This is a genomic window from Pseudomonas sp. LBUM1658 (assembly GCF_059716055.1).
This window is the reverse complement of sequence record NZ_CP166798.1, coordinates 5,582,960-5,593,999: the sequence shown is the minus strand read 5'-3', so window position 1 is coordinate 5,593,999 and position 11,040 is coordinate 5,582,960. Positions and strand designations below refer to the sequence as shown.

General features: G+C 58.5%; 10 protein-coding genes and 3 tRNA genes. 4 read left to right on the top strand and 9 right to left on the bottom strand.

Translation table 11 applies throughout. The features are described 5' to 3' along the window. Positions 1-21: 21 nt before the first annotated feature. From ACA064_RS25860 to ACA064_RS25850, 3 genes are all read right to left on the bottom strand, one after another. A tRNA-Met gene (locus ACA064_RS25860) sits at positions 22-98 on the bottom strand. A 225-nt stretch (positions 99-323) separates the two neighbouring features. Continuing rightward, positions 324-400, bottom strand: a tRNA-Met gene (locus tag ACA064_RS25855). 217 nt (positions 401-617) lie between these two features. Continuing rightward, a tRNA-Met gene (locus ACA064_RS25850) sits at positions 618-694 on the bottom strand. Positions 695-995: 301 nt separating this feature from the next. Here ACA064_RS25850 and dinB point away from each other — a divergent pair. Next, a complete protein-coding gene (dinB, locus tag ACA064_RS25845; protein ID WP_497670660.1) occupies positions 996-2,057 on the top strand; it encodes a DNA polymerase IV in 1,062 nt (353 codons plus the stop codon). A gap of 72 nt (positions 2,058-2,129) precedes the next feature. Here the strand turns inward: dinB and ACA064_RS25840 are convergent, their stop codons facing one another. From ACA064_RS25840 to ACA064_RS25825, 4 genes are all read right to left on the bottom strand, one after another. Next, positions 2,130-3,080, bottom strand: a complete 951-nt coding sequence (locus ACA064_RS25840; RefSeq protein WP_497670659.1) for a hypothetical protein — start codon at positions 3,078-3,080, stop codon at positions 2,130-2,132. A gap of 19 nt (positions 3,081-3,099) precedes the next feature. Further along, positions 3,100-4,815 carry a proline--tRNA ligase gene (locus ACA064_RS25835; RefSeq protein WP_497670658.1) on the bottom strand — a complete coding sequence of 572 codons (1,716 nt, stop codon included), beginning with the start codon at positions 4,813-4,815 and terminating at the stop codon, positions 3,100-3,102. 128 nt (positions 4,816-4,943) lie between these two features. Continuing rightward, positions 4,944-6,488, bottom strand: a complete 1,545-nt coding sequence (locus ACA064_RS25830; protein WP_497670657.1) for an AmpG family muropeptide MFS transporter — start codon at positions 6,486-6,488, stop codon at positions 4,944-4,946. 42 nt (positions 6,489-6,530) lie between these two features. Beyond that, positions 6,531-6,884 (bottom strand): MGMT family protein, encoded by a 354-nt coding sequence (locus ACA064_RS25825; RefSeq protein WP_497670656.1) that lies wholly within the window; start codon positions 6,882-6,884, stop codon positions 6,531-6,533. A 161-nt stretch (positions 6,885-7,045) separates the two neighbouring features. Here ACA064_RS25825 and ACA064_RS25820 point away from each other — a divergent pair, with 161 nt between their 5' ends. Beyond that, positions 7,046-8,053, top strand: coding sequence for a DUF481 domain-containing protein (locus ACA064_RS25820; protein WP_497670655.1), 1,008 nt, complete (start codon positions 7,046-7,048; stop codon positions 8,051-8,053). A gap of 652 nt (positions 8,054-8,705) precedes the next feature. On the opposite strand, the gene ACA064_RS25815 is transcribed toward ACA064_RS25820, so the two are convergent. Then, positions 8,706-8,915: a cold-shock protein gene (locus ACA064_RS25815; RefSeq protein WP_014336857.1), complete on the bottom strand. Its 210-nt coding sequence runs from the start codon at positions 8,913-8,915 to the stop codon at positions 8,706-8,708. 355 nt (positions 8,916-9,270) lie between these two features. On the opposite strand from ACA064_RS25815, the gene dcd reads away from it, so the two are divergent. Beyond that, positions 9,271-9,837 (top strand): dCTP deaminase, encoded by a 567-nt coding sequence (gene dcd, locus ACA064_RS25810; RefSeq protein ID WP_201114238.1) that lies wholly within the window; start codon positions 9,271-9,273, stop codon positions 9,835-9,837. Between the two features lie 107 nt (positions 9,838-9,944). Beyond that, positions 9,945-10,154, top strand: a complete 210-nt coding sequence (locus ACA064_RS25805; RefSeq protein WP_497670654.1) for a hypothetical protein — start codon at positions 9,945-9,947, stop codon at positions 10,152-10,154. A gap of 115 nt (positions 10,155-10,269) precedes the next feature. On the opposite strand, the gene ACA064_RS25800 is transcribed toward ACA064_RS25805, so the two are convergent. Beyond that, positions 10,270-11,034 (bottom strand): ABC transporter ATP-binding protein, encoded by a 765-nt coding sequence (locus ACA064_RS25800; RefSeq protein WP_497670653.1) that lies wholly within the window; start codon positions 11,032-11,034, stop codon positions 10,270-10,272. Positions 11,035-11,040: the final 6 nt, after the last annotated feature.

The following is an 11,040-nucleotide window of genomic DNA, read 5'->3' as shown; positions in this document are numbered from 1 at the left end:
CGAGTAGCCTTTTTTGATGTTTGGTTGCGGGAGCCGGATTTGAACCGACGACCTTCGGGTTATGAGCCCGACGAGCTACCAGACTGCTCCATCCCGCGTCTGTGTGGCGGCATTCTACAGGCGATCGCTTGAGTGTCAACCGTTAATGGCCTGAGGGGTCAAATAAGCGCAAATAGGTCGGAGCAGAGGCTTAAGTGTCAGAGGCGCAACGGATTTTCCTCGCGCGCCAGTTTTTGATGGCTGCGGCGCAGGTTGTGCCAGGGGAGGGTAGAAAGGCACGCGCACAAAAAAGGCCACTCTTTCGAGTAGCCTTTTTCGATGTTTGGTTGCGGGAGCCGGATTTGAACCGACGACCTTCGGGTTATGAGCCCGACGAGCTACCAGACTGCTCCATCCCGCGTCTGTGTGGCGGCATCCTACAGGGGTGCGCTTGAGAGTCAACCATTAATGCTCTGGTGAGGCAAATAAGCGCAAATAACTCGGCTTTTGCTCGTTTCTGCAGAGTAAGTGCCAGAATCACAAAGGTTTTTCACATTAGGCCAACTGCAGGAGGGGTGTGATTGTAAAAGCGACACATACAAAAAAGGCCACTCTTTCGAGTAGCCTTTTTTGATGTTTGGTTGCGGGAGCCGGATTTGAACCGACGACCTTCGGGTTATGAGCCCGACGAGCTACCAGACTGCTCCATCCCGCGTCTGTGTGTCGGCATTCTACAGAGGATCGCCGGCCTGTCAACTTAAATCTTATAAAAACCTGTTCCTGTTCAATCGCTTAGCTTCTCAGAAGGGCAGATCAATATGCCCCGGAGGCTTACTGCGCAAGGCCTCCAGCTCTATTGGACCGCCTGTCCTGATTGAAAAAACGAATCCACTGAGGTTTTTTCCTACATAGGCAGGCGAAGATTCAAAGCACTGGTGCTATATACAGGTGTCGGTGAGATACTGCCGAACAGTTTCATCTTGAACTCTTTTGCCCTTAACGAACACTGCCTTTATATGACGCAGCGCAAAATCATCCACGTCGACTGTGATTGCTTCTATGCCGCTATCGAGATGCGTGACGACCCGAATCTGGCCGGTAAACCGCTGGCTGTTGGCGGGTCGGCGGAGCGGCGTGGGGTGATTGCTACCTGTAACTATGAGGCGCGGGCCTATGGGGTGCGCTCGGCCATGTCTTCGCGGCATGCCTTGAAGTTGTGTCCGGACCTGGTGATCGTCAAGCCGCGCATGGAGGCCTATAAGGAAGCCTCGAAAGAGATCCAGACGATTTTTCGCGATTACACCGAGCTGATCGAGCCCCTGTCACTGGATGAGGCCTATCTCGATGTTTCCGATAGTCCGCATTTTGCCGGCAGCGCCACGCGCATCGCGCAAGACATCCGCCGGCGCGTGTCTAATCAATTGCATATCACAGTGTCGGCCGGGGTGGCGCCGAACAAGTTTCTGGCCAAGATCGCCAGCGATTGGAAAAAGCCCAACGGCCTGTTTGTGATTACCCCGGATCAGGTCGAGGATTTTGTTTCCGCGCTGCCGGTCAGCAAGCTGCACGGGGTGGGGAAGGTGACGGCGGACAAATTGGGCCGGCTGGGCATCGTCAATTGCCTGGATCTGCGGGACTGGAGCAAGTTGGCGCTGGTGCGCGAATTCGGCAGCTTCGGCGAGCGGCTCTGGGGTCTGGCTCGCGGGATCGATGAGCGGCTGGTGCAGAACGACAGCCGGCGGCAGTCGGTCAGTGTCGAGAATACCTACGATGTGGACCTGCCGGATCTGGCCAGCTGCCTGGAAAAGTTGCCCGAGCTGCTGGAAACCCTGAGCGGGCGCATGGCGAGGATTGACAGCAGTTATCGGCCGGGCAAACCCTTCGTCAAAGTGAAATTCCACGATTTTACCCAGACCACGCTGGAACAAGCAGGGGCCGGACGGGATCTGGAGGGGTATCAGCAGCTGCTGACCCAGGCGTTTAACCGAGGCGACAAACCGGTGCGGTTATTGGGGATTGGCGTGCGTTTGCTGGATCTAAGTGGTGGGCATGAGCAGTTGGAGTTGTTTAGCCGGTAGGAGCTGCCGCAGGCTGCGATCTTTTTGCGGGCGCCCTGATATTGGAATTGCCCGCAATCGTAACTGACCTCATCAGGCCCCTGGATCTGCCACCAATCGCCCGGCATCCTTGGTCAATGACTTGAGGAATTCCTGCTGCAACTCGGGATCGTTGCGGGTCAATTCGATCAGGCTCTGTTCCAGTTCGCTGGCTTCTTCTTCCAGGCCCAGTTCCGACAGGCGTTTCACCCTGTGTACCCACTGGCTGACTTCGTCATCCTCGAGGTCGTCGTAGATCAGGCCGTGAGCTTCCAGCATCTTGCCGCGCAAGGTGCTGCTGATGGCCAGGGATGAGTCCGAATGCACCTCGTCCTGGGCATCTTCGACACTGATCTGCAGCTTGCTGAGGTGGTTCAGGTCGTGTTCGGCAAACGGACTGTCCAGCAGGTTCAGGCGCAGAACACCGTTGCGGTCGGTGCTCAGATTGAAAGTGAACTTGCCGGTCTTGACCTCAACCGGGCGCTCGCTCCATGGCAGGCTCGAGTATTCCAGGCGTTTGTCGCGCTGGGTTTCGTCGATACCGGCCAGGTTCTGCTGCGCACGACCATGGGACTGCACGTTCATGAACGGGTTGAGCCCGGCCACGCCGTAACTGATCCAGTCCATGGTGACGCTGTCCGGCAGGTTGCCGAGGGCAAACACGTTGACCACGTTCGCGCCGACGCCAGCCACTACCGCCACGGCACCCAGCGGGATCTCGTAGACCTCCCGCCAGGGTTGGTAAGGCGTGTAGCGATCATAGCGCCGGGTGACTTCGAATTCGGTGACCTCGAAGGTCTTCTGTTCATGGATCCGCACACGACGTTGCGGCAGCTCAAGCACCTTAGGCTCGCCAACATCGATCTGCAGGCTGTGCTCGAGCAATTTGCGCTCGATGCGCTCCTCGTGCTCGCTGCGTTGAGACATCTGGTTGGCACAGCCGCTGAGCAGCAGGGTGCCGCACAGGGCGGCACCACCGAGGCTTAAGGTGTTTCGCTTGAGCATGACTTCTCTTGATCTGGTTTCAGCGGCGGATACGGGCCTGGAGGAATGACAGTACGTCAGCGACCGGCAGCGCATGCGCCTCGGCCTCGGTACGGCTCTTGTATTCCAGGTTGCCTTCGGCGAGGCCGCGGTCACTGACCACGATCCGGTGTGGAATGCCGATCAGCTCCATGTCTGCGAACTTGATGCCCGGGCTGGTTTTCTTGTCGCGGTCGTCCAGCAGTACTTCGAAGCCGGCTGCAGTCAGTTCTGCATAGAGCTTGTCGGTGGCTTCGCGAACCTGTTCGGTTTCGTAGCGCAGTGGTACCAGCGCAATCTGGAACGGCGCCAAAGTGTCGCTCCAGATGATCCCGTTGGTGTCGTTGTTCTGCTCGATGGCCGCAGCCACCACGCGGGAAACGCCGATGCCGTAGCAGCCCATTTCCAGGGTGACCGGCTTGCCGTTTTCGCCCAGCACTTCGCACTTCATCGCTTTGCTGTACTTGTTGCCCAGCTGGAAGATGTGCCCGACTTCGATGCCGCGCTTGATTTCCAGGGTGCCTTTGCCGTCCGGGCTTGGGTCGCCGGCCACGACGTTACGCAGGTCGGCAACGGTCGGAACCGGCAGGTCGCGCTCCCAGTTCACGCCGAAGTAGTGCTTGTCGTCGATATTGGCGCCGATGCCGAAGTCGCTCATCAACTCGACGGAACGGTCGATGATGATTGGCAGCGGCAGGCTCAACGGACCGAGGGAGCCGGCACCGGCGCCAATGGCGTCGCGCAGTTCGGCTTCGGAAGCCATGACCAGCGGGCTGGCAACGCCAGGCTGGTTGGCGGCCTTGATTTCGTTCAGCTCGTGGTCGCCACGGATGATCAGGGCAATCAGCTTGCCTTTCTCTTCAGCGTGAACCACCAGAGTCTTGATGGTCTTCTCGATCGGCAGGTTGAAGCCTTCGACCAGTTGCGCGATGGTCTTGGCGTTCGGCGTGTCGACCAGACGCAGATCTTCGGTCGGTGCGGCGCGGGAGAGTTCGCGCGGCACGGCTTCGGCTTTCTCGATGTTCGCGGCGTAGTCGGAACCGTTGCTGAAGACGATATCGTCTTCGCCGGATTCGGCCAGTACGTGGAACTCATGGGAGCCGGCACCGCCGATCGAGCCGTTGTCGGCTTCAACAGCACGGAACTTCAGGCCCAGACGGGTGAATACGTTGCAATACGCCTGGTACATGCGGTCGTAGGTGATCTGCAGCGAAGGCTGATCAGCGTGGAACGAATAGGCGTCCTTCATGATGAACTCGCGGCCGCGCATCAAACCGAAGCGTGGGCGGATTTCGTCACGGAATTTGGTCTGGATCTGATACAGGTTGATCGGCAGCTGTTTGTAGCTGCTCAACTCGTTACGCATCAGGTCGGTGATGACTTCTTCGTGAGTCGGGCCGGCGCAGAAATCGCGACCGTGGCGATCCTTGAAGCGCAGCAATTCAGGGCCGTACTCTTCCCAACGACCGGATTCCTGCCACAGCTCAGACGGTTGTGTGCTCGGCATCAACACTTCAAGAGAGCCGGCGGCGTTCATTTCTTCACGAACGATGGCTTCGACCTTGCGCATCACTCGCAAGCCCATCGGCAGCCAGGTGTACAGGCCCGAGGCGAGTTTGCGGATCATGCCGGCGCGCAGCATCAGCTGATGGCTGATCACTACCGCATCGGAAGGCGTTTCTTTCTGTGTGGCGAGCAAATATTGACTGGTGCGCATGGTTGGCCGTTGTCGGTTGCTGATGACTAGAAATGACGGAGCATTGTACGGGCGAGATCCGTTGGCGTACAGGATTGCAGCCGGACGAACCGGGGTAGGGCGACCAAAGTCGCCCACTTGGGAGCTTGTCAGGACTCTTCGGTCACCGTGGCGTCATTGGCTATGCGGGCGCGGCGGTGTTCTTGACGCCACTGCAAGCCGATCAACAGCAAGGTGGGCACGCCGAGCAGGGCGGTGATCAGGAAAAAGTCGTGATAGCCGAATTTTTCCACCATCACCCCGGAGTAACCGCCGATCAGCCGTGGCAGCAACAGCATGATCGAGCTGAGCAGGGCGTATTGAGTGGCAGAGAACTTCAGGTTGGTCAGACTCGAAAGGTAAGCGACAAACGCCGAAGTGGCCAAGCCCGAGCTGAAGTTATCCAGCGAGATGGTGGCGATCAGCATGTTCAGGTTGGCGCCCATGTCGGCGAGCATCAGGAACAGCAAGTTGGTGGCGGCCGAGGCGATACCGCCGATCAGCAGGATCGGCAGGATGCCGAAGCGCACGATCAGCAGCCCACCCATGCCGGCGCCGACCAGGGTCATGATCAGGCCGAAAATCTTGCTGACACTGGCGATCTGATCCTTGGTGAAGCCCTGGTCGATATAGAACACATTGGCCATGACGCCCATGACCGTGTCCGACATCCGATAGGTGGCAATCAGGCCCAGCAGCAGGAAGGCCTGCCAGCGATAACGCAGGATGAAGTCGTTGACCGGTGTCAGTACCGGAGCCAGGCCGCGGCGGCCCATGCTCGAGAGGCACAGGCTAGTGAGCGTGACATAGAGGATAGCCCGCAGGAAGGCGCGGTCTTCCAGCAACAGGTCGAGCGGGCTGGTGCCATCGAACAGTACGCTGGAGAAGTCGGTGTTATAGAGCTGGGTAAACATCGCCGGTACGGAAACCAGCAGTACGATCAGGACGAACACCGAGGCCAGTTGATGCGCGAAGCTGTAGCGCCCCGCAGACAGTTGAGTGCGCAGCGGTACGGGCGGTTCACGCATGAAGAAGCTGGTGAGCAGCGCCGGGACCATCAGCGCACCGAACAGGATATAGGTGCCGGCCCAGGCTGAGTGCTTGTAGTTGAATCCGGTGGAGCCGAAACCTTCGGCGAAGAACAGCGCGCCCGCCGTCGCCAAGAGTGCTGCAATTCGATAACCGGACATATAGGCGGCGGCCAGTGCAGCCTGGCGACTGTCTTCGGCAATTTCCAGGCGATAGGCGTCGACTGCAATGTCCTGGGTAGCCGAGGCGAAGGCCACGACTACGGCGATGGCAATCAACCACGATAGGTGTTTCTGTGGGTCGCAGAAGCCCATGCCGACCAATCCGAGGATGACCAGCGCCTGGGCCAGGACCAGCCAGGATCGACGACGACCGAGTTTGCCGAGAAACGGCAGGCGCCATTGATCGAGCAGCGGCGACCATACCCATTTAAAGGCATAAGCGAGGCCGATCAGGCTGGCGTAGCCGATGGTTTCGCGGGCCACGCCGGCTTCACGCAACCAGACTGAAAGCGTCGAAAACACCAGCATATAAGGCAGGCCGGCGGCGAATCCAAGCAGCAACAACACGAGTGTCGAAGGGCTGGCATAGGCGGCAAGTGCGGCGCGCCAGGTTTTACGGGGCATGGACTGGAGTCTGCCTCAGATTACGGAAACAAAGCGCGCACTCTAACCGCTGTGCTCTACCGGGCGCCAGCCATGGCGCTGAATATCAACACGATTGTTCAGGATACTAATGCCCTCCATACGTAAACGTGCGCGCTGCTCATCCCCGGAAGCGCTACCGGCCGGCAGGCTCAGACGCCCGCCAGCACCGAGCACGCGATGCCAGGGTAATTTGCTGTCGCCGGGCAACTGGCTGAGGGTGCGCCCGACCCAGCGCGCGGCACGGCCGAGCCCGGCCAGCTCGGCCAACTGACCATAGCTCACCACTTTGCCCACAGGGACTTGGGCGAGGGTCAAATAGAGCGCCGTGCGTCGGATTTGCGCCGGGCTTTCGGATTCGGCAGATGCGTCAGTCACGCTCAGGGTTCCTGAAGGAGGGGATTACCGTCTGTAGAGTAAGTCCTCAAATGCTGGATGAGAAATGAACTCAATACAAATCGTCGGGTCAGTCTTAGCCAAGGCTTTCTCTATGGGGATAATGCCGCCTTTTTTTCGCGAACCTGAGTCTTGTTTTGCTTATGTTGTCCAGAACTCTGCTGTGCCTCGCTGTTGCAAGTGCCTCCGCCCCTCTGCTCGCCGATACGGTCTGGTTGAAAAACGGTGACCGTCTGAGCGGCAAAATCAGTGTCTTCGATGGCGGGAAACTGCTGATCCAGACCGAATATGCCGGGGCTGTCCCGATTGACTGGAAAGAGGTCAAGACCCTTGAAAGCGATCAGCAGCTGCTGGTCAAACAGGATGCCTATACCGGCGAGAAGGCTAAGGCCTTGCATGCGGCAGAGGACGGCAAGGTGACCCTGGCCAACGGTGATGCGCCCAAGACCGTTGAGCTGGCGAGTATCCAGCAGATCCTCAAGCCCAAGCCGGTCGTCGAAGATCTGGTGTTGAAGGGAAATATTGATATGGCGCTGGATTATCAGCGTGCAGACAAGGATACCGACGATTACGACGTTGGTTTCAAGACCAGTGCGCGTCACGGCAAGTGGCGGCATACGGCTGAAGGCGAATACAACCGCGAGTTCCAGGACGATGTGGTGACCACTGACAACTGGCAGGCCGAATATGCGCTCGATCGCTTCCTGACCGAGAAGTGGTTCTGGCAGGGGCGTGCAATCTACAAGCGCGACAAAGTCGAAGACCTGGCTCGCCAGCGTACCGTGGGTACCGGCCCGGGTTATCAATTCTGGGATAATGAATTGGGCGCGTTTTCCCTGGGCTCGTTGGTAAACCATACCGACTATGAGTATGCGGACGGCGGCAAGGACGACTTCTATTCCCTGGCGATGAAGTGGGACTACAACCGTTTCCTGATCGGCAAGAAGGTCGAGTTCTTCACCAACGGCGAAGTCGGCAAGCCACTATCGGGCGTGGCCGATTACTCGCTTGATGCCGAGCTCGGCTTGCGCTATCGGGTCACGGATTGGGCGTCGCTCAACCTCAAGGCGGAGAAGGATATTGTCAGTGGTGCCGAGGAGGGGGACTTGAGCAAAACCCGTTACACCGCTGGGTTTGGCGTTACCTGGTAAGCGTATTCCCTTCGCCGGCTCCTGCAACGGATGTACCCCGACCCATTGTGGGAGCGAGCTTGCTCGCGATAGCGGCCCGACAAGGCCAAACCGTGTTGACGGAAAGGCTCAGGGCGTGAAGGCGGCCTGGTAGCCGGCCTATTTCTCACTGGTGTACATATCCATTCCTGCGGTAACGGCCACTTAGGGTTTCGCCCTTACGGCGAGGCACTTTTGGCAAACGCCCGGAGTGCCGGCCCAGCCAAAAGTACCCAAAAGGTCTCGCCCCGAGCGTTCGGCCCCTCGCCTAGGCTCGGCGTTCCCTCGCTCCGGCGTCCATCATGGGGCGCCGCGCCGCGGCGGAGTCAGCTTCGCTGACGGCGCTACGCGCCACCCCCCCCTGATGAACACCTCCACTCGGCCTTCCGAAGGGGCGGGTAGATCAAAAGCAAAAGCAAAAGCAAAAGCGAGGCGGCCGGCCCGTTTGTGCGGGGTACGCGCACGCCCGTGTAGGAGCTGCCGCAGGCTGCGATCTTTTGATCTTTGCTCCTGGGCAATCCCCAGAACCGCCAAAAGATCGCAGGCTCTAACCGGGTACACCTGAAGGACAAAACAGACAGGCACAAAAAAGCCCCGCTTTTAAGGGCGGGGCTTTTGCTGTATCAGTTACAAGTTAGATAACTTGAACTTCTTCAGCTTGCATGCCTTTCTGGCCGCGGGTAGCGACGAAAGAGACCTGTTGGCCTTCTTTCAGGCTTTTGAAGCCGTCAGATTGGATAGCTTTGAAGTGAACGAACAGGTCGTCACCGGATTGTGGAGTGATGAAGCCGAAGCCTTTTTCATCGTTGAACCACTTAACGGTACCAGTTTGGCGATTAGACATGGTGTATCTCCTTGGACAAAGTTAACTGCGACTCAGGAAAAGCCCTGGCCGAGACTGAGTGCAAAGAGCAGGAAAAATTCTTGGAGATGGTTGGATCGAAATTCAACATATCGTGTAGAGATTCTCAGTGACACAAGCAGCACAGTGGCACTACCTTAACCCGTTTTCCGGAACGTGCCAATGGTCTTTGCGAAGGTTTCTCTATTTTCGTGACTGACGGTGCGCTGCTCATGGCTGTGTACCGTAACTATTGCTGGGGATCGACGAGAAAAGCCCCCCAGACTTTGAACCCGGCGGCGCGCCCCGGTAAGATGCCGGACAGAATTTTTCCACCTCGCTATTCAGGACACCCGCCATGAGCATCAAATCGGACAAGTGGATTCGCCGCATGGCGCAAGAGCACGGCATGATCGAGCCCTTTGTAGAGCGTCAGGTGCGCGGCGAAGGCGCTGACCGGGTGATTTCCTACGGCGTCTCGAGCTACGGCTACGACGTGCGTTGCGCGGATGAATTCAAGGTGTTCACCAACATCAACTCAGCGACCGTCGATCCGAAGAACTTCGATGAGAAGAGCTTCGTCGACGTCAAAAGCGACGTGTGCATCATCCCGCCGAACTCTTTCGCCCTGGCCCGTACCGTGGAGTTTTTCCGTATACCGCGCAATGTGCTGACGATCTGCCTGGGTAAAAGCACCTACGCGCGCTGCGGCATCATCGTCAATGTCACACCGCTCGAACCTGAGTGGGAAGGCCATGTGACCCTGGAGTTTTCCAACACCACCACGCTGCCGGCGAAGATCTACGCCAATGAAGGCGTGGCGCAGATGCTGTTTTTCGAGTCCGATGAAGAGTGTGAAGTCTCCTACAAGGACCGTGGAGGCAAGTACCAGGGTCAGCTTGGCGTCACCTTGCCGCGTACCTGATCCAGGTATCTGACGAACAGTGGGAATTCTTGAGCGGGCAGATACTCTATTGAAAGTACTGCTCCGGTTCGCGCAATGCGAGCCGGGCCAACGCTCAGGAGTGCCCTATGAAACTCGATCCGCGAATAAGTGCCGAACTGGCAAGGCTTGAGCCCAATCAGGTCGGTGTGCTGGCCTGGTCTCTGTTGGCGCATCCGTCGGTCACGGCGGCGGGCGGCATTCCTGGTCAACCCGATCCGGATACCCCGAACGAACAACCGACCGAACCCGGTGAGCCAACCCTGCCGGATGAGCCGCCTCCCGCGCCTGTTGCCTGACGCAAGGGGTTTGCGGCTCCGCACATTCCTCCCGTAGCAGCTGGCGCAGTCTGCGGCAGCTGCTACATGGACCGCGAAAGGCGTGACCGGCAACAGAGTAGCCGGGGAGGGGGAGCTATTTCAGGTTGCCGCTGAGAAACTGCTTCAACCGTTCACTCTTCGGATTGCCCAGCACCTCATCCGGCGTACCTTCTTCCTCGACCAGCCCCTGGTGCAGAAACAGCACCTGGCTCGACACCTTGCGGGCGAAGCTCATTTCGTGGGTCACCATGATCATGGTCCGGCCTTCTTCGGCCAGGCCCTGGATCACCTTGAGCACTTCGCCCACCAGTTCCGGGTCCAGGGCCGAGGTCGGTTCGTCGAACAGCATGACTTCCGGTTCCATCGCCAGGGCCCGGGCGATGGCCACGCGTTGCTGTTGACCGCCGGAGAGAAACGCCGGGTATTGATCGGCGACCCGGGCGGCCAGACCGACCTTGTCCAGATAACGCCGGGCGCGGTCTTCGGCGTCTTTCTTGCTGCAACCCAGCACCCGGCGCGGAGCCATGGTGATGTTTTCCAGTACCGTCATGTGGCTCCACAGGTTGAAGTGCTGGAACACCATTGCCAAACGGGTGCGGATCCGCTGCAGCTCGTCCTCGTCGGCCACACGGATGCCATGCCGGTCCTTGATCAGGCGGATCGGCTGGTCATCCAGGGTCATGGCGCATTCGTTGGGCTGTTCGAGAAAGTTGATGCAGCGCAAAAAGGTACTCTTGCCCGAGCCGCTGGCGCCAATCAGGCTGATGACGTCGCCGGTTTTGGCCTTGAGCGAAACACCTTTGAGTACTTCATGGTCGCCGTAGCTTTTATGCAGGCCTTCAATGGTCAGTTTGTACATGGGGCA

What these genes read in the sequence shown, in the direction of transcription:
- ACA064_RS25835 (WP_497670658.1), bottom strand. Translation starts at nt 4,815, where the DNA reads ATGCGCACCAGTCAATATTTGCTCGCCACACAGAAAGAAACGCCTTCC.
- ACA064_RS25815 (WP_014336857.1), bottom strand. Translation starts at nt 8,915, where the DNA reads ATGTCTAATCGCCAAACTGGTACCGTTAAGTGGTTCAACGATGAAAAA.
- dcd (WP_201114238.1), top strand. Translation starts at nt 9,271, where the DNA reads ATGAGCATCAAATCGGACAAGTGGATTCGCCGCATGGCGCAAGAGCAC.
- ACA064_RS25820 (WP_497670655.1), top strand. Translation starts at nt 7,046, where the DNA reads ATGTTGTCCAGAACTCTGCTGTGCCTCGCTGTTGCAAGTGCCTCCGCC.
- ACA064_RS25840 (WP_497670659.1), bottom strand. Translation starts at nt 3,080, where the DNA reads ATGCTCAAGCGAAACACCTTAAGCCTCGGTGGTGCCGCCCTGTGCGGC.
- dinB (WP_497670660.1), top strand. Translation starts at nt 996, where the DNA reads ATGACGCAGCGCAAAATCATCCACGTCGACTGTGATTGCTTCTATGCC.
- ACA064_RS25830 (WP_497670657.1), bottom strand. Translation starts at nt 6,488, where the DNA reads ATGCCCCGTAAAACCTGGCGCGCCGCACTTGCCGCCTATGCCAGCCCT.
- ACA064_RS25805 (WP_497670654.1), top strand. Translation starts at nt 9,945, where the DNA reads ATGAAACTCGATCCGCGAATAAGTGCCGAACTGGCAAGGCTTGAGCCC.
- ACA064_RS25800 (WP_497670653.1), bottom strand. Translation starts at nt 11,034, where the DNA reads ATGTACAAACTGACCATTGAAGGCCTGCATAAAAGCTACGGCGACCAT.